Annotated in this window: 11 protein-coding genes and 1 pseudogene; 10 read left to right on the forward strand and 2 right to left on the reverse strand. The window is 56.1% G+C overall.

Annotation, left to right across the window (positions count from 1 at the left end):
* Positions 1-179: 179 nt before the first annotated feature.
* A pseudogene (locus tag N2600_RS02390) lies at positions 180-779 on the reverse strand (CBS domain-containing protein); the annotation flags it as partial.
* 258 nt (positions 780-1,037) lie between these two features.
* Between N2600_RS02390 and N2600_RS02395 the strand changes: the two are divergent.
* The 10 genes from N2600_RS02395 to N2600_RS02440 all read left to right on the forward strand — a co-directional run bounded on the left by N2600_RS02395 (position 1,038) and on the right by N2600_RS02440 (position 16,372).
* Positions 1,038-1,316: a hypothetical protein gene (locus N2600_RS02395; protein ID WP_222385836.1), complete on the forward strand. Its 279-nt coding sequence runs from the start codon at positions 1,038-1,040 to the stop codon at positions 1,314-1,316.
* 407 nt (positions 1,317-1,723) lie between these two features.
* A complete protein-coding gene (locus tag N2600_RS02400; protein WP_222385716.1) occupies positions 1,724-1,873 on the forward strand; it encodes a hypothetical protein in 150 nt (49 codons plus the stop codon).
* Positions 1,874-1,943: 70 nt separating this feature from the next.
* Positions 1,944-2,708, forward strand: a complete 765-nt coding sequence (locus N2600_RS02405) for a hypothetical protein (protein WP_260297853.1) — start codon at positions 1,944-1,946, stop codon at positions 2,706-2,708.
* 362 nt (positions 2,709-3,070) lie between these two features.
* Entirely contained in the window at positions 3,071-4,912 is a 1,842-nt protein-coding gene (locus N2600_RS02410) for a site-specific integrase (protein ID WP_260297854.1), read from the forward strand.
* A gap of 91 nt (positions 4,913-5,003) precedes the next feature.
* Entirely contained in the window at positions 5,004-6,062 is a 1,059-nt protein-coding gene (locus tag N2600_RS02415) for a hypothetical protein (protein WP_260297855.1), read from the forward strand.
* 58 nt (positions 6,063-6,120) lie between these two features.
* Positions 6,121-8,856: a DUF499 domain-containing protein gene (locus N2600_RS02420; RefSeq protein ID WP_260297856.1), complete on the forward strand. Its 2,736-nt coding sequence runs from the start codon at positions 6,121-6,123 to the stop codon at positions 8,854-8,856.
* On the forward strand, positions 8,856-9,845 hold the full coding sequence (locus N2600_RS02425; RefSeq protein WP_260297857.1) for a hypothetical protein: 990 nt from the start codon (positions 8,856-8,858) through the stop codon (positions 9,843-9,845). Before N2600_RS02420 ends, N2600_RS02425 begins: the two co-directional genes overlap by 1 nt.
* 11 nt (positions 9,846-9,856) lie before the next feature.
* Positions 9,857-13,099: a DUF1156 domain-containing protein gene (locus N2600_RS02430; protein WP_260297858.1), complete on the forward strand. Its 3,243-nt coding sequence runs from the start codon at positions 9,857-9,859 to the stop codon at positions 13,097-13,099.
* Positions 13,096-13,596, forward strand: a complete 501-nt coding sequence (locus N2600_RS02435) for a hypothetical protein (RefSeq protein WP_260297859.1) — start codon at positions 13,096-13,098, stop codon at positions 13,594-13,596. Before N2600_RS02430 ends, N2600_RS02435 begins: the two co-directional genes overlap by 4 nt.
* 13 nt (positions 13,597-13,609) lie before the next feature.
* On the forward strand, positions 13,610-16,372 hold the full coding sequence (locus N2600_RS02440; RefSeq protein ID WP_260297861.1) for a DEAD/DEAH box helicase: 2,763 nt from the start codon (positions 13,610-13,612) through the stop codon (positions 16,370-16,372).
* 311 nt (positions 16,373-16,683) lie between these two features.
* Here the strand turns inward: N2600_RS02440 and N2600_RS02445 are convergent, their stop codons facing one another.
* Positions 16,684-17,895 (reverse strand): hypothetical protein, encoded by a 1,212-nt coding sequence (locus N2600_RS02445; protein WP_260297862.1) that lies wholly within the window; start codon positions 17,893-17,895, stop codon positions 16,684-16,686.
* Positions 17,896-18,157: the final 262 nt, after the last annotated feature.

Genomic DNA, 18,157 nt, shown 5'->3' on the forward strand with positions numbered 1-18,157 from the left:
TTGCCACAGCAGCATGTTTGGACATCAGCATGAAACGCTGGCGCGTCCGTGATTATCGCCCAGCATATGTCCCGCTCGGCTATCCAAAACAGCTTCGTCCCAGTTTGCAAATATTCACGCGTTCTAATACTCGCACGAAATGCATCCGAAGCACAGTTAAAATCGACGGTGCCTGACGTTTAATCCGAACGCGCGATCGCAGATCCTTTCGGATCTTCGGAGAAATGCTCAACCACTCCTCTCACGACGCGAACACTTTTGGCAGCAACGCGCGCCGCCTTCTTGCACTCTGCCGTGTCAACGTTTCCCCATAGATGAGCCACACCGTCGGTTACGGCTACGGTCACGTCTCTTCCGAGAAGACCCGTATTTTCGCTGAGCCGTATCGCGATGCTGCGACGGACGGCTTCGTCACCTCGCGCGGTTTCGTCTAGGTCGGCTCTAACAATCACTTTCAGAAGATCTGCACGACTGATGATGCCGACCAGCACGCCCTCTCTCATAACGGGAATGCGCTTGATGCCATGCTTTTGCATCAACCCGGAAACCCGTCCAAGCGACGCGTCCTCTTCCACGACCACTGGCGCGCGGCTCATGACGTCTGCAACCCGCCACGAGTTACTCTTGACGTAATCTGTAGCTTGCTCCCCGGCGGTAAGTACTGACGTTCCGAGTTCGGCGATGGTTCCCCGCCCCAATTCCGTTCTGCGCAGCAGATCACCCTCACTGATGATCCCGACGAGGCAACCCGCATCGTCGATGACCGGAACACCGCTAATGCGATAGGTAAGCATGACCTCGGTACAGGTGTCCTGGAAGCCGACTTGATGGCCGCGGAGAGCGCTCGGTCCCGGAAAGGCGTTGCAGAACCTGGGAGACGATCCACAGCGATCAAAAGTGTCAATTTCGTAGGGCGTCTGCGGGTTCTCCCTAATTCGATGGGCGCTTCCTCGACCAGATCCGGCGCCGGCCGTTCGCGATCTCGCCTCCCATGCGCGAAGCCGACAGCAAGGATCACGTCATATTCGGCATCGGATATGCCAGTCAGACGAAAAGCTGGCAAGCGCCGCTCGATCGATGGGCTCGATCAGTGGTTTTTCGTGTTCTCCAGCGGCCACGATTTCTTCGACGAACTGGCAGAGCTCGGAATCGAGACAGATGCCTACCACCGTCCATCGATCGATGTTGCTGAGGCAGCCTGGCGCCGACTTGGTGACTCCTTTCTTGAAATCCCGCGCCACCCTGAGCAAGGCGAGCCGTGGGCGCTGAAAGAGTTCGGGCAGCCGACAGTTCGCCGCGGCAAGCGGCGTCGTTAGTCAACTCCAGGCGGAAGGCTATCAAGAGCGTGGGTGGCTTTGGGCGTTAGTCCTGCGACGAGTCGTCGATATCCTTACCCAAGGCACCCTCAATGCCTCTGCGCACTCCCATCAGAAACGGTGTGCTGTTGCCGCGAGTGACAGGTTGTTCCGGAATACTAGGAAGGGCTACGGCTGTCCCGCGTACGGTTCTGTAGCCAACTTCGAAACCATCTCTAAAAGAGCCTTCTCTGACTATGTCGACCATTGTCGGACCCTCACGTTTCACACCAAAGTCGCACACCCCCGGTCGGTCGTCAATTTCCCGTAAAAAGGCTTGGACCAGCATGGGTCGCTTCTTCAGCATGTCCCCGCCAAGGGGTCACGGGCCGCTTGAGCCTCTTCGCAGTTTAATCAAAGGAAATCCCATGACAATCACCACCGCCCCAACGAGCGACCCAAAACCTGCGCCCGAAGCTGAAGACGAAACAAACCCGCCGCCTGCCGAGGCGACAGAAGACACGGGCATTCCCTTCGACGACGAAACCACCTTCAGCGACGGAGCCGGCTGGGCATAGCCCAACGCCACGTCACCAAAATCACAGTTTCACAGCCGCCTCTGCGCGGCTTTTTTTCATGGAGAATTGAATGCCATTAACTGCAAGGCAGGTTTGGCGCGACTTCGTTTCGGACGGCATTCCGGCGTCTGGAAACCACAAGCCATCAAAACCGGATGTCCGAGCTTGGGGCACCTACCTCGAAAGCTTCATCACAGGATCATCAGTCGTCAAAAGCCCAGTTTTTTTGACGAAGGCTCTTCTGCTTGCCGATGTGGCCCACGACGATAACACGATGGCGTGGGTCATCGCCGACCCGACGACCGCATATAACGGCCTCTATCAGAAGTCTGGGGCTTCCGGCCTCGGCACGTGGGCGCGCGTCGCCGATCTGCCGTTCCCGTTCATCCCGGCTTCGAACGTCGGAGCCGGCACGGCTAGCGCGATCCAGGCGACGACGGACATTCCGATCTCCGAAACGGCGCTGATCTGGCTTCCGATTTTTGCCACTAACACGACCACGCCTGTCACGGTTGCCTTCAACGGCGGATCGGCGCTCACTATCAAGACCAATCCCGGCAATGATCCGGTAGTCGGCGGCCTGCCCGGCGGTATGATCGTGCTCGGCCGCCAGCAGGGCAGCGAGTTCCGGCTCATCAGCGACCAGGCGTCTTCGGCGATCGTAGCGGCAGCGGAAGCTGCGGCCGATCGCGCCGAAGACGCGTCCGACCTCGCCCTCAATAATAGTGGCGTGCCGTCTTCGTCTTCGGCTTCGAAAGCATCGATCCGCATCAATCTCGGCCGGCTCTTATGCTCGGCCAGCGCGTCGACGACGGCATCCTTGGTCGCGTTGTAGTAACACGAGCGCGCCAGTAGAAGATGTTGCCGCGGCGAATAAGGTTCTCGACGTCGTGGCGGACCGCCATAAGGTGTTTGCCCTTGCCTGCCACCTGCGACGCCGCCGCGCTTGTTCGCGCGTGGGCATCACCTGTGGGCTACAGTTCTGGGCATCAGGTCGCCAATGACGCCAAAACGATATCCGGCACGACTGGAAAATCAAGGAATTAAGGGCTTTTAGGGAGAATTGGCTGGGGAACCTGGAAAGTAATCCAACCTTCATTAAGCCCATGATGCAAAACAACCTATTGCAAACAAACAGCTTATTTTCTACGACTGTTCCGGTTGGGTGTTCCGGAATAGTGCTACGGATGGGCGGATTTGGCAAGGGTTACATATCTCGAACGGCGAAACGCTACCTACTATGCGAGGCTGGACGTCCCGCTTGATCTCGTTGGGCATTTCGGAACCACGACGCGCAAGAAGTCTCTGCGCACCAAGGATGAGAACGAAGCGAAGAAGCGCCTCTGGCCCGTGATAGAGGGGTGGCGCGCTGAATTCGAGGAGGTTCGCACCCGCCGTGAAATCACGTCTGACGACAAGGCGATTGCCGTCTGGCAGCACTACGAGGCTACTGTCGGCGGCTATGACCGCAAGCAGCGATCCATGCCGACACCCGAGCAGATGGACGCCGAGTTGCAGCGCCTCTATCGCCGCATCGATCTCGGGGAAATCACGTCCGACAACTTCTTCGGCATGATCAACGCCTATACCGACTACGAGCTGATGCTTCGGGCACGAACCGACGACGCAAACCTGCGCACCCGCCGTCTTGCCGCCTTGAAGACCGCACTCACGGCCGGCGACGGCACCTTGATCGAACCGGCAGTGAAGGATTTTGTAGCCAGGCATCGGCTTCTTGTCGATACAGGTTCTGAGGAATACCGTGAGCTTTGTGTCCTCATGACACGAGCTGAAATCGAGGGCCTGCAGCGCACCCTTGAGCGCGACCAGGGCGATTTCACCGGAGCCCCGAAAGATCCGATCGTCACGCCTGCGAGCGGTAGAGCTCGCGAAGCTGCAGCGCCAGGCGAAACCATCATGGAGCTGTTCGAAAGCTACTCCCGCGAGAACCCGAACCAGATCAAGCCCGACACTCTTGCGCAGGCTCGCCGAGACGTGGGTCTGTTTGTCGAATCTGTTGGCAACACCTTCCCGGTGCATCGGATAGACAAGAAAGCCGTCCGCGAGTGGAAGGCGCTCTTGCTCCAATACCCCGTAAAGGCGACCGAGACGAATGCATTTGAAGGCATGAAGCTTACGCAAATCGTCAAGCACAACGAGACGGTGAAGAAGCCGACGATCAGCACGACGACCGTCAACCGTTATCTTTCCGGCTTCAGCGCGTTCTGCACCTGGTTGACGAACCATGGCTATATCGCGGCGAACCCCGCCGCCGATATGTTTCTGAAGAAATCGAAAGAGAAGACCACGAAACCGTTCACGGTTGAGGAGATGAACACCTTGTTCAAATCGCCCTTCTTTACCGGATGCCAGAACGATGAAGCGCCCCGATTTTGGAGCAAGCCGGGCAACATCCTTATCCGGGACCATCGCTTTTGGGTGCCGCTGATCATGCTCTATTCCGGTGCACGACCGGCAGAGATTGCGCAGCTTGGCATAGACGACATGCGCGAAGATCGCGGCCATTGGATCATGCACATCACGACAGAAGGAGGCGATGATAAGTCCGTGAAGACTGCTGGCTCTATGCGCGTCGTACCGCTGCATCCCGAATTGGTGAAGCTCGGCTTGCTGAAGTACCATGCCGACCTGAAGAAGCAGGGAGAGAAGCGTCTGTTCCCGGTGGCAGAGCGCAATGGGCGTGGGCAGATGATTGCTGAATTCAGCCGAGATTTCCCCCGCTATCTGACGAAGATCGGCCTGAAGGAAGGTCGCGGTCTTTCTCTCTACAGTTTTCGGCACGGAGCAGCAGACGCGCTTCGGCGTGCAGGATACCTGGATGAGCAGTTTGGCTTCATACTGGGGCACACCTCAGGAACAATGACCCAGCGCTACGGGACGTTGCCCCAAGGTATGCTTGACCAAAGGGTCGAACTTATTAACTCGATCGCTTATCCGGGTCTGATTATCGATCATCTTAGGATAGATAGTCGATCAGGCACTCGGGTGGAGAATGCCTCTCCCGCTAGAGAAATTTGAACCGGCAACTGCGTGACTTTGCAACATTGCTTCAGGTTATCTCAACCAATGCGAGTTATGAAACGTTGAAACTCGTTGACCAGGCAGGCTCATGTTCAAGGAATATTACGATCCGGTCACGCTCGCCACATTTTTAGAATGGTTGCGAGTCAAGATTATCGTCGATAGAGAACACAATACGTCAACCATCACTGCATTAATTGAGGAATTTTCAAGTAATTTTCCGAATCCAACTAAAACCGCAAAATACTTAATTGAGTGGTTCAATGGCTCCGTCTCGGGAGGATGGCGAACAATTTGGGAAGGATTTATTCGTCAAGAAAACCGAAGGCTTTGTACTAGTCTACGATCACCCGCGGAATATGTACAATTTTTAGCGCGGGAGAGGCTAAGCTGCCTCTTTCTATATCACAATTTTCATCGAAAATTCGAAAAATTCATTTCTGAACGAAGTGATTTCTTTCATTTTCGCTCAGGTGAGCACCTCAATGTTTTTCGTTCCGCAAAATACATACGGGAAAACGGCGGTTCGGACATCCGGGATCAGTTCATTAGTCGGTCAGAATTTGTGGAGCTCCCAGCTCTAGCGATCTGGTCGTCGGACGTTCGACATGGGCGCCTAATAGGACTCGCGGGGCTGCGGGAAGTCGACATAATTAACGTTTTCGATCATTTAGTTGTGGGAATCAAAAATGGTATGGAGTTGGACGAGCTAATCGCCAGGTCCGATGCCTACATTACGATCATGCATGATGAGGCGAAGGTGCGGAACAGTTTTCACAATGTCATATCGGGCAGCGGCGCCACGATAATTCAAGGTGTCGAAGGTGACATATTCGTAAGTGAGGGTGAGGCGAAGAAATTGACCGCAGAGGTACGGTCTGTTTTTTCCGAATTGGCGAATGTCCCGCAATCTTCTTTGAATTCGAGAGATCAGCTTGCATTTGCAGCGCACCTGAAGAATCTAGCCTCTGCGGAGAGTGGGGAGGAGATAGCTGCGGCAAAGGGGAACTGGCATCGATGGCTCAGGTCATCCCGTGGAGTCGCTCTCAACGTTAGTGCGGTTACAAGTGATATCGTGACGATCGCAGGGACAACTGGCGTAGCAGGGCTTGCTGCGTTTGTTCTGAGCTTTCTCGGAATTTCTTGAGCCGATCACGGACTGTCTCGGGCGAGGCACTGACATCAAAGAAATTAGGAACAATTTTATGTTGGGTTTGAAGCTTAGAGAGGAGTTCCGGGGCCGACGCCTCAAAGGGACGGCGATCGAACTTTCTAACGAAGCAAATACCGGCGCCACGCAGATCGCGGCGAAGGACTTCTTGGAAATCACCTATCCGACGCATGACTTGTTGAAGGGCATCGAAGCTGTCGGGCCGAATCAAGGTCGTCCAGTCGTTGTTATTGGCGAGCGCGGTCTTGGTAAATCCCACTTGATGGCTGCGCTGTTTCACGCGGTCAACGATGCGGCTTCAACCGGTGCTTGGCTCAAGAATTGGTCGACCACGCTGGGCGATCGACACATCGGCGACATCCAGTTGCGCAATGGGGTGCTCGTCATCGGCGAGAGCCTGCATCGGCAGCGCTACAAGTTTCTTTGGGATCTTTTGTTCGAGCAGCATCCGCACGGTGCCTACATTAAAGGCAAGTGGGAAGGCATGGGCGCGGCGAAGACGGATATTCCGTCTGACCAACTCATCCTCGAACTCCTTCGGCATAAGCCTGTCATGCTGCTGCTGGATGAATTTCAGACTTGGTACGATGGCCTTACGAACACCAAACAATATCCGTGGAAACAGTGGGCGTTCAATTTCATCCAGATTCTGTCCGAGATCGCCAAGGAGCATCCTGAGCTCCTAGTTCTCGTCGTTTCAGTACGAAACGGCGAAACTGACGCATATCAGCAGATACATCGCGTCAACCCTGTGCAGATTGATTTCAAGGCCGGCGGAAGCCCGGAGCGCATCCAGCACGATCGCCGACGGATGTTGTTGCACCGCCTCTTCGAGAACAGGCTCCAGATCTCGTCGTCGTCGATCGAAGCCGCCCTTGCGCGTCACATAGCGGAATATGTTCGGCTCTTGAGCACGCCGGCGGCGGAGCAGGATCGCAAGCGGCGGGACTTTATCGAGTCTTGGCCCTTCGCCCCGCATCTCCTTCAGTTGCTGGAAGACCAGGTACTCGTCGCCACTGATGCGCAAGAGACGCGAGATCTGATCAGAATCCTGGCGAATCTGTTCAAGAGCCGTGGCGACGAAACGACTGTGTTGACAGCGGCGGACTTCAGACTGGATGACGACGCCTCAGGTATCGGTGCGCTCTTGGATTCGGTCGCCAACCAGCAGCACCGGACGCTTCGCGACAAGGCACTTCGGAATCTGACTTCGGTCACTGAGGCGGTTTCTGATCATGCCTCAAGGGTTCCCCATTTGCAGGAAATCGTGGGCGCGTTGTGGCTTCGCTCGATCGCCGTTGGAAACCTCGCGGGCGCCGAACCAGCCGTTCTTCAGGTGGATATCACTCAGAACAAGCCGATCGATGACAACGCCTTTCAGGTCGAGTTGGCCACGATCATCGAGAACAGCTTCAACATCCATCAGGATGGCCCCCGGCTCGTCTTCAAGGAGGAGGAGAACCCGCAGGCCAAGGTCATGGCCTCGGCCCGGAATGACAAGCTCTTCGCGGATGGGTCTGACCTTGCCCAATTGGCGAGGGAAACGCGCTATGTGATTGGCGGCTCCGAGGAGGTCGCACGCACCTTTCGGGTGATTGCCCTGCCACGTACATGGTTGAACGATCCGTGGTCCGGTGTCGATGAGGGGGAGCAGCCAGAGAAATGGGATGAGCGCTTGCCCATTCTCGTTTTGCCGGAGGAACCGGACCGCCTCAATGAACGACTAGGGCGCTGGTTGAAAGATAATCTGCAGAAGCGGCGCAACACGATTCGTTTCCTGCTGCCACGCGCCGGAACGTCAAATGCGTTTTATGACCGTGACCTTTTGGTCCTCGCCCGGGCCGAAATGAAGGCTCAGGAATGGGGTTTCCAGAATCCGGAATATCGGAAACTCCAAACGAAGTATCAAAATGAGCTTCGAGATATTTTGAAGAAGCGTTTTGACCGCTTCGCAGTGCTGCACCGCTGGAACTTCACAGAACCCGCCAAATGCGAATTCCACGTTGAGACGCTTCGCGAACAAGGCGCGAAGATTCCCGATGCTGTCGAGCAGGCCCTAGTCAACGATCTCTTCGTACCCGAGGATTTCGAAGCTCTCGTGCTGGAGGCGGCTAGTGACAATGCCCCCGTGGGCAAGCTGTTGCGAGAGCTGCAGGAGCCGCGGCCGGCGGGACAGGATTGCATCCCGTGGCTTGGCGAGACGGCGATGAAAGAGCGCATCGTACGCATGTGCGCGCGTGGCAAGGTGGCGATCAATCTCCGTGGCATGGAGTATCTGCAAGCTCAAGCGGGCGAGGACGAGGATTCGGCGTGGAGGCGTCTGCGGCCCAAGCTGGCTTATACCGGACGCCAGCTTGATGAGATTTTCCTGCTTCCTCCTTCGGCCGTGCCTTCCACCGGCGGATCAACGCCGCCGTCCGCTAGCGATCTTCCTACAGGAGGATTGTTCGGTGGCGGTGCGACGCCGCAGCCGGTCCCAGAGCCGGGAGACGGCGTCCCTTATCCACCTTTAGGTCCCGGATCGGACTCTCCCAGCGGCAGTATTTTCGGAGGAACGTCAGCTGGCCCGCGGATGACTCTGTCTAACTCGGCGACCTCACCACTCAACCTCATTGGCAAGCTCGAGGGTTGGGGAATCGGCCCTGCAACGCCGGTTCGGGAAGTGACGTTGAAGGTCTCGGCCGCGACCGGTGCGCAGTTGAAAGAGCTGCTGAAGAAGCTGCCTGACGGAATGACCTTCGAACTCTCCCTCGACAAGGACAGCAACTGATGGCGCTCGGCCCGGATCAGTTTCGCTCACTCACGACCGCGGCGCCTGCCGATGCGTGGCGCGCGATTATAAACAGCGCGATTTCGATCTGCGCTCAGCCCTTGTCCACGTCTAACGCCTCGGGCGAAGTCACCAAGCGGGACCGCGCCATTGGCGCGCTTGACCACTTTCTAGCGGCGGCGGGGTGGGATCTTTGGGAGCAGTACGGCGACGCTGTCGATCGGAACGCCGATCGTCTCGTGGATTGGTGGTCATCGCCTTACAGCGCCAAGGCCATCCTCGTTCTCGACGGGCTAAGCCTGCGGGAGCTTCCTTGGCTGACCGAAGGTGCAAAGGCGCGTGGCTTGACCGTTCACAGAACGATCGCTTATGGGGCGGAGGTGCCGAGCGAGACAAATGCCTTTGCTCGCGCCCTCGGCTTCAACAGCCGAAGCCAGCTTCAGAATAACGGCGGCGGCACGGCGCATCGCTTCGTCCCCGCAAGAACCGAGTGCGTCGATTTGCCGTGGAAGGACTGCGCCGATCTCATCGATGCGTCTCCCAATTGGATTTTCTGGCACCAGTGGCCGGACAGTAAGCTGCACGATGGCTCGGGCGCAGGTCAGGGGCTTGATACCCTTACCCGTGACATTGCGGCTCAACTGACTAGCGATGATTTTTGGGTATTTATTGAGCGTCTCGCAACGGGCAGGCGGTTGGTAGTTACGTCGGACCACGGGTATGCTGCAACCGGCTTGTTCTTTGATGCTGCGGACGAACAGGCCGCCTTCCTCAAGGCCAGCCTCAGGAGCGGTCGCGTCGTCGCTGGCGAACATGATCCCGGACCATTTGTGCCTCCGGTTGCGATGCAAGCAATCAGTCCCCACGGCCAGCACCTGCTCGCTGTCGGCAGGTGGAAATGGCGTAGCCAGGGGGGATACCCGACGCTGGCGCACGGTGGACTCTCGGTACTTGAGATGCTGTCACCATTTGTAGAAATTACGAAGTAGGGACGCCGCGCATGGCCACAAAAAAAGAAATTATCGCCCAAGAGGTAGCGCGCGCTGTTAGTGCCGGCAAACCAGTCGCCTTAGAGACCGTTGATTTCAGCGATCCAAACCGGCCGAAGACTTGTCTCGAGGTCGACTTTCCGATCCTTCCTGTCAACCAAGTGGCCGCAATCGAAGGCAATGCCGGTAAGCCTATCTACCAGATGTCGAAATGGTGGGCACGCCGTCGCTCTAGTGTGTTTCGTTCAATGCTTATCGCTGCTGCGACGAAGGCTCCAGAAGATCCGGCGTTGGCTGCAAAGCTCGTCTGGGACAATTACTACGCCAACCATCAGAAGAAGGGTTCCTTCAAGGATCTGAAGGTTGCTGACATCTTCATGGGCGGGGGAACGACGCTCGTGGAGGGCTCGCGCCTCGGCATGCAAATGTCAGGCAACGACCTCAATCCGGTCGCTTGGTTTGTGGTGAAGCAGGAACTGGCAGACGTCGACCTTGACGAGGTGAAGCGATTGCTCGCGGATATTGAGGCTGAGGTGAAGCCACAGATTGCGCCGTTCTACTGCTGCGACGGTCCGAACGGCGAGAAAGGAACCTGGAAGCACAAGCCTTCCAGCAAGGTGATGGGGCTGGACTTCGATCCGCTGTCAATTGCGCCAGAGGAACGCAAGGACTACGCATATGAGGGGCCAGAAATTATCTGCACGTTTTGGTCCAAACATGTCCCATGTCAAGTAACAGGATGCGGCCACCGCACTCCCATAATGACGAACCCGGTCATGGCGGTGAAGACGCTGACGGTGAAGAGTTGGGAGCATGAGTGTGCGTCCTGCCGGGCGACGTTTGATGTCGAAGGAGCCGATGCTCGAATGGCGCCAGACGTTCCGCTTTACGTGGCGCCAGATGAGAAGCCTTATTCGATTCTCGATCCAAAAGGGCGTGTTGTCTGCCCGTCCTGCGGCTATAGCTCGATGGTTAAGCTCGGCAAGGGCAAAAATAAGAAGATTGAGCTGGCGCTAGTCGTCCATCCCGACTGGTTGTCTGGTAGCTCCGGTCTTGACTCCAAAGGTGTGCCATTTGGTGGATCTGCTCAGGATAATGATGAGACAACCTCAGCATGGAATGTTCATCGCGCCCGGTCTATGAGGTTGCTTGAGGTTCGTGGAACGGAGACGATCGAACTTACCGACGCCGTGACGGGTGTCGTCAAAACACAAACAGTGATCCCTATCTGGGTCGAATGCCCGGAAACAAAGAAACGTTTCAGGACAGATGAGGGCGGCGGGACTGTCCCCAAAAAATCGAACTTCGCCTGTGCCCATTGTGGTGCCGTTCAAGATGTCCTGGATAGTACATATCGGACGAGAAAGACAGCTCCATATCAAGCAATTGCCATCCAAGGTTCGTCCCCCCGAAGGAAAGAAATGTCGAAGCCTTATGGAGGCAGATTCTTTTCGCCCGTTACAAACACGAAATCGTTGGATGCCGCGGAAAGGGAATGGCAGCACCGCAAGGATCGAGACCTGTCCCCTTTCTGGCCAAAGGAAGAGCTTCCTTACGGTCTTGAAGCGGATTTTTGGTCAGTTCGTAGGCATGGCTACACGCATTGGTATACGATGTTTAATCATCGGCAGTTGTTGGGTCTCTCGATTCTGTCAAAAGCTATACATGAAGGCCGCGGTAGATATTCTGACTCGGCTGTCGATTTAGTCATATCGGCGTTTCAGCAATATCTGAGAAATCAATGCATGATGACAATATGGAACATGCAGAGAGATACGCTTGAACCGCAATTTGCTAAGAACAACTTTCGACCAAAGGCAATGCCTGTCGAGAATAGCTTCTTTGGTCAGGACGGTCGCGGCAACTGGACATCTTGCTGCGAGAAAATAATAGAGACTGTTGAATGGGCGCGTGCGCCCTGGGAGCTTGTTGCAAATGAAAGTTTGAACGTTGATGGAATCTCCGGGAAGAGTGAAAAGGTATATACCGGAGACAAGGTGAAGTCCGACGCGGTTGTAATTAGCTGCGGATCATCTACAGATATTGAATATTTAGACGATGAAGAATTAGATTTGTGCATAACAGATCCTCCGTTCGGCGATCTAATGCAATATGCAGAGTGGTCGGATTTCTTTTACGTTTGGCTTCGGCCAATTCTGAAGGAAAAATATCCCAACGTTTTTGGAGGCGTTCAAACTCCAAAAGACCTGGAGGTAGTTTCAAATAAAGCGAGGAATCCAGAAGGGCCGGACGAATTTTATCGCCGCCTGCTAACTAGCTGCTGGAGTGCCGTCCGGCGTAAGCTCAAAGCTGGCGGCATATTGGCCTTCACGTTCCACCATAGTCAGGATGAGCCTTGGATTGATGTTCTAGAAAGCCTGTTTGAAGCTGGCTTTATTCTTGAAGCAACATTCCCTGTGAGAGGCGATGAAACTAAGGGCGATGGCCAATATGGTTCGCAGAAGGTTGAGTACGACATAGTACATGTCTGCCGGAAGCGGACCGAAGAGCCGAAGCCGGTGAGCTGGGGGCGAATGCGACGCGAGGTTCTTGCCGACGTGCGCCAGTTACAGGGGCTATTGGAAAACCATGCCCGCGCCGGATTGCCTGCCGCCGACCTCCAAGTCATTCGCCGAGGTAAGGCACTCGAGTATTTCTCTCGTCACTACGGCAAGGTGTTCGTCGATGAAGGTCGCGCGATATCGGTAAAGGACGCTTTGGTTGGCATCAACCAACTGATCGACGAGGATGCGAACAAAACTACCGAGTCACCGCCCGTGACAGCCGAGCCGATTACCCGGCAGTTTCTGCGTATCTTCAACGGCCAAACCGAACTCGCGCGCGATCAGATGCAAAAGCTTCTGCGTGGCTCTGGCATCTCGCCAGACGAATTTACCAATCGTGGCTGGGCAACGGAGGAAAAAAAGGTTTTCCATCTTGCCGATCCGTTGGCCTTTGCTCGGGACTGGCAAGGCAGGCATCGTCGACGATTGACCGCCGATCTCGATCAGGCGCTGGTGCTTGTAGGTGCGTGCTATGATGGCAGCGGCATCAATGCGTCAGACACATTGAAGAACGAAAATTTCAAGCCGCATCCCGCACTGAAGAGTCTCTTGGAATGGCTTAGCTGGCATGGCGCGACGCAGCCCAAGCGGAATGCGTCGTCACGGGCGCTGACGATCTACAACAACTGGGCCTCCAGCCACAAAGAGGCGGTCGCGCAGATGTCTCTATTCCAGGAGGATGGGGCATGAAGCAGTTGCTCGACAGCGTCTGGCAGCGGCGCGGCGTGAGTTGGATTTGGGACGATGAGGCGCTCTCAATCGTCACGAAGCCCGTCGAAGTCTATAGCTTGCGCGAACTCCTCCGTGCCGCCAAGAAATGGCCGGTCGATCTGCCGAGCAACAGCGGAAATACGTTAGTGGTCGCGGGGCTAGATGCCTGTCTCGACCTGCTCGCGCCCGCCGATGCCGACGGTTGGTTGGCGAACGAGCTGAAGTCCGCCATCTTGTCGTTCCAAGATGAATATTCGGGTGAGGCCGCTCTGGTTTTCTGGCTACCAGCCGGACATCGACGTTTTCACACCGACATGGCTACGGATGCGGTCCGCTGGCGTTGCTCGGCGCCCCACGCCGACCAGCAAATCGAGTTTGGCCGCCTCCTTTGGGGAGAGGCTCGGGAATACCCCCAGGAAATCATCCTCTCCGAAGGTGGCAAGCCGGTCGGCTTGTTCCATTTGCGGATCACCTGAAGGCGGCGGCTTAATGGATGGTGCAAATCTCAGCTCGGGCCAGCGGATAACGCACACCGATTTCGGGGCGGGTGTTGTGCTCGATCCCCCGCTCGAAGGCTATCTCCGGGCGTTCTTCAGCATCGGAGAACGGCGTGTTCCGGTAGAAAGCGTCCGGCGCGAAATATCCCGCACGGAGCGAATTCTGCGATCGGTCGAAGGCACGCCCGAGCGGGCGCGGGCTGTCTGGCTTTCCTATGAAGCCCATGCCCTGCCGGTCATGGAAAGCGCGTCGGCTCTGACGTCGGCGCGAATTGATCTGCTTCCGCACCAAGTCGTTCTGACGCATAGGATCGCCACGGCATCGCCCCGCCGTTTCCTGATCGCCGACGAGGTCGGCCTTGGCAAGACCATCGAAACTGCGCTGATCTTGCGGGAACTCGCCAGCCGAGGCGAACTCGACCGGGCGTTGATGGTGGTTCCGGCGGGCCTCGTAAATAATTGGCACCGTGAGCTAAACGAGGTCTTCAATCTCGGTTTCGAGGTCTTCGGATCGGAAGGCGACATCACCGATCGGAAGACCAACGCTTTCGCAAAGCACGATCGACTGATCGCTAGCATAGATACGCTCAAGAGGCCGGCGCGTATCACGCGGCTTCTCAAAGCCCCGCGCTGGGATCTGGTCGTTTTCGATGAGGCGCACCACCTGACAGCATATCGTATCGGCGGGAAGGTCCGAAAGACGGAGAACTACAAGCTCGGTGAGGCGCTGAAGGGGCACACGCGAGATCTCCTCCTGCTATCGGCGACGCCACACCAAGGCAATCATTTTCAGTTTTGGATGCTTGTTCAACTTCTCAATCCGACCCTCTTCGGCAGCCCCGAAGAGATGGTGGAGAACCGTCATCGATTGAATACTGTTATGTTCCGTCGAACGAAGGCCGATGCCTGCCGACCGGACGGTGACCCGCTTTTCGCACGCCGGTTGGTGCATACGGAATCGTTCCTCATGCGGGATGAGGAACGCCGGTTCTATGAGAAGCTCCGGGAATATCTCGAAGATGGCTTCGACCTCGCGAAGAGGCAGGGGAATCAGGGCCGCGCCCTCGGCTTCCTTATGGCCATCTTCCAGAAGATCGCTGCGTCGAGCTTCGCCGCCGTGCGGCGGACGTTGAAGCGCCGTATGCTGATGCTGACGTTGCACGAGGCACTCATCCGTGATCGCAACCTCGACATCGAGGGTCGGGAAGGCCTTTACGATGAAGCCCGCGAGTTGATCCACGTCGAGTGGAGCCTCGGGCGCGATCCCGTTGGCCGAACGGAGGTCGACCGAGTGATGGCCGACCTCAAATATCGACTGGCGAAAAAGCTGGACGAAGAGGCGCTTGAAATGGCGTCCGACCCGTATGGCAGTGAATTCGCTACGTCGCATATGGAGGACGCCGCCTCAGCCGCAGTGGATATCCATCTGCCTGAGGAGCGGCATCGTATTGCCGATCTGCTGTCGGTGTTTCCGGAGCAACGCGAAACCAAGGTCCAAAAGCTGCTCGATGGATTGGGCACGTTATGGCGCCAAAATCCAAACGAGAAGATTGTTATCTTCGCCACCTATCTGGGCACGGTGGACCTGCTCGCCAGCGAAATCGAACAAGCCTATCCAGGTCAGGGCGTCGTCGTCCTGCGGGGTGGAGATCACGGCGCAAAAGTCGCTGCCGAACGGCGCTTTCGACTCAAGGACGGGCCGCGGGTCCTGATCTGCACAGCAGCAGGCCGCGAAGGCATAAACCTTCAGTTTGCGCGCATTCTCTTTAATTTCGACCTGCCTTGGAATCCGATGGATATGGAGCAGCGGATCGGCCGTATCCATCGGTATGGGCAGGCTCATACGGCTCAAGTCTACAATCTTGTCCTGTCCGACACGATCGAGGGACGCATTTTTCTTCTTCTGGACGACAAGCTCACCGAGATTGCACGAACGCTCGGAAAGGTGGACGATCAGGGGAACATAGCAGAAGATCTGCGTTCTCAGATATTGGGCCAGTTGTCAGAGCGACTAAACTACGGCCGACTTTATCAAGAAGCACTTTCTGACCCAGAGTTGAAGAGAACGGCCGTTGAGTTGGAAGCGGCACTTTCTAATGCCCGCGAGGCACGCGAGGTCGTGTTCGATCTATTTCAGGATCTCGATGGGTTTAGCCTTGATGACTACAAACCGCTTTCGGATACCTCACTGGGGATGGATCGTTTAGTCCGTTTCCTCAGCGCTGCACTGACCGATCGGCAATGGAGGCTTATCAAGGTTGACGAGCTTACGTACGATTTGATCTCCTCAGAGGGAACGCAAAAGAAGCGGTTTACGCTAGATCGCGACATAGCAACTTCACAGGAAGACGTTGACCTGATGGGGCTCGATCATCCTCTTGTGCAAGGTGAGCTGAGTCGGTGGCGCAGCCTGCCGCCTGACCAGCTTGGAGTCGCGCTCAACGGGACCGAGACTGGGTCAACGCTTCTCTCGATCTGGCTCATCGAGACTTCCCTGGGGACTGGCGAAAGGCGAGTTTCAGTTCAACCGATCGCGGTCAGGCAAGATGGGACACGTAACCCCAGTATCGAGCGCCAAATCAGTCAGGTTTTCCACGCTGCCGAAATGCAGCCTACTTTATCGTTCGACGAGCGGGTGTCACTTTTCGCGAGCTCCGTCGAGCCTACCTTGCAGCGGGAACTGAGGCACAAAGGAGCTGTAAATGGGGAAGGGAGTTTTTCGGCCGAGTTGATTGGATATGTCGAGTTAGGATAATCACACTCCTGACACGCTTGACGCGATCTGCATCAGATCGCGGTCCGATTCGAGGCGTGTCGATTTGTGTTGAATTACTCATCTAGCTCAAGGGCCACGCCACAAGCGTCGCCTTGTCACTCGCGCAACGCAGCAAAAAAGCGACCTTCGTTTGTAGTCGAGATACGGCATACGCCCTAAAGTTTGCAGGTTTTTCCCGAGACAAATCATGGTGGTCATCGTTAAAAAGCCACGTCTCGTGCAGGAAAGCGCATCAAAGACGGATTACATCTAGTAACTTGTTGACTGATCACTATTGTATCCAATCCTCCTCACTCACCCATCTCCTTCCTTACCTTCCTCTGAAGCCCAGCCAGTGCCCGCTCCACCATCCTCGTCAGCTCCTCGTACGCAATCATCGTTCCGTACGCGCCGGCGCCTGCTCTCATCTTGGGCGGCATCTTGCTTCCGCTCGTTCTATGCCACTTTCTGATCTTTGGCATTTCCAACGCTCGTAGCTCTCCTTTCGCGTCCTCACGAATCTGCAGCCCAAGCACCCCTGCATTCAAAAACCTTTGCTTTTGGTATTCCTCGCCCTTCTGCTTCACTGCCGCTGATCCGGCCCGCGAACTTGCCGGACGGATGATTGCGAAAGTCGGCTTCATGAATTGGAAGAAGCCTTTCTGCAGGCGGGTGATCTTGAGCGTTTCAAGATCACTGAATTTTCGCAGCCCTATTTCCCGGCAGCCCTCGTGTCCCAGCGTCACCTCAATCCGGACTCGCTTCTTGTCATCAGGTAGCTCATCCCAGGTGGCCGCAGCCTTGTTCTGTTTGTCGAACACTTTGTTCTGAATGCGCCAGAAGGCTCTTGGATTGTCTCGCTCGCCGACGTAGTAGGTGGAACCGTAGAGGGCCGGGCGGTCCAATCCAGGTGCCATGCGGTCTCCGATATCGAGGCTGCTGTCACTATCGTTGCGGCTCACAGTGTAGTCGGTGCTTTTGACGCTCCCAGGCATGAAACGCGGCCACATCCTTTTGCTCCGTAAGACCCGCGTCGTTGGGTAGAAATGCCGGATCAGAACACCGTGCATTCGCGCTCGAGCTTCCTCGCTCGGCTTTTCCGGGTAGAAGTCGATGCTGATTTCAATCCCAGTGACGCTGGCCGGCGCAACGAAACCATAGGCGCTCTCCAGGTCGCGGAGCACTTTCCGGACGGCCTCAAGATCTGGCTCCTGGACGCGCAGCTTGTATCGGGTAGCTGTCTTGCCGTCGCCAAGATCCAAGGCTTCAGGATATTCTTTCCGGCCTGTCAGCTTTTCGATGCGGTCGTTCAAGTGCCAATACTGTGTGCGCCGAGACAGCTCGAAATGGATATCGATCCAATCGACCACAGCGCGGCACCGGTAGGCTTCGAGATCGATCTGCGGGGTGAGAGTCGTCCGATTGATCAAGCGCGCCTGCGAGCTGCTGAGAGTCTCCTCGCCATAGCTAAGAGCCACTGGAGCCTTGTTCCCCTTTTCCCGATAAAGAGTGACCTCGTGCATCAACTCCATTCCTCCGCAGTAGGCGCCAATGTGGCGTCCGCGGGGTCATTAAGGTGATTCTTCTCGCGGAAACAGGTTGGCCGCAAAGGTGCCCGAGTTCGTTTAGTTTCCTACCGCCGTAATCCAACATTGTTGCCCAAAAGCCACAACTATCAATGCGCCTGCTTGGGCAGCTCGCTATAACCAGCACATAGAATGGAGAACGGAAGACCATGAAAAAGCAGACTTCATCAAGCTCTGAAGAAAACGCCTCCCGGCACTG

This window comes from Rhizobium sp. WSM1274, assembly GCF_025200775.1.
Taxonomy (GTDB): domain Bacteria; phylum Pseudomonadota; class Alphaproteobacteria; order Rhizobiales; family Rhizobiaceae; genus Rhizobium; species Rhizobium leguminosarum_I.

Bases quoted from the DNA above. Each gene is read 5' to 3' on its own strand.
- N2600_RS02405 (WP_260297853.1), top strand. From the start codon at position 1,944: ATGCCATTAACTGCAAGGCAGGTTTGGCGCGACTTCGTTTCGGACGGC.
- N2600_RS02435 (WP_260297859.1), top strand. From the start codon at position 13,096: ATGAAGCAGTTGCTCGACAGCGTCTGGCAGCGGCGCGGCGTGAGTTGG.
- N2600_RS02415 (WP_260297855.1), top strand. From the start codon at position 5,004: ATGTTCAAGGAATATTACGATCCGGTCACGCTCGCCACATTTTTAGAA.
- N2600_RS02425 (WP_260297857.1), top strand. From the start codon at position 8,856: ATGGCGCTCGGCCCGGATCAGTTTCGCTCACTCACGACCGCGGCGCCT.
- N2600_RS02395 (WP_222385836.1), top strand. From the start codon at position 1,038: ATGCCAGTCAGACGAAAAGCTGGCAAGCGCCGCTCGATCGATGGGCTC.
- N2600_RS02445 (WP_260297862.1), bottom strand. From the start codon at position 17,895: ATGCACGAGGTCACTCTTTATCGGGAAAAGGGGAACAAGGCTCCAGTG.
- N2600_RS02420 (WP_260297856.1), top strand. From the start codon at position 6,121: ATGTTGGGTTTGAAGCTTAGAGAGGAGTTCCGGGGCCGACGCCTCAAA.
- N2600_RS02430 (WP_260297858.1), top strand. From the start codon at position 9,857: ATGGCCACAAAAAAAGAAATTATCGCCCAAGAGGTAGCGCGCGCTGTT.
- N2600_RS02440 (WP_260297861.1), top strand. From the start codon at position 13,610: ATGGATGGTGCAAATCTCAGCTCGGGCCAGCGGATAACGCACACCGAT.
- N2600_RS02400 (WP_222385716.1), top strand. From the start codon at position 1,724: ATGACAATCACCACCGCCCCAACGAGCGACCCAAAACCTGCGCCCGAA.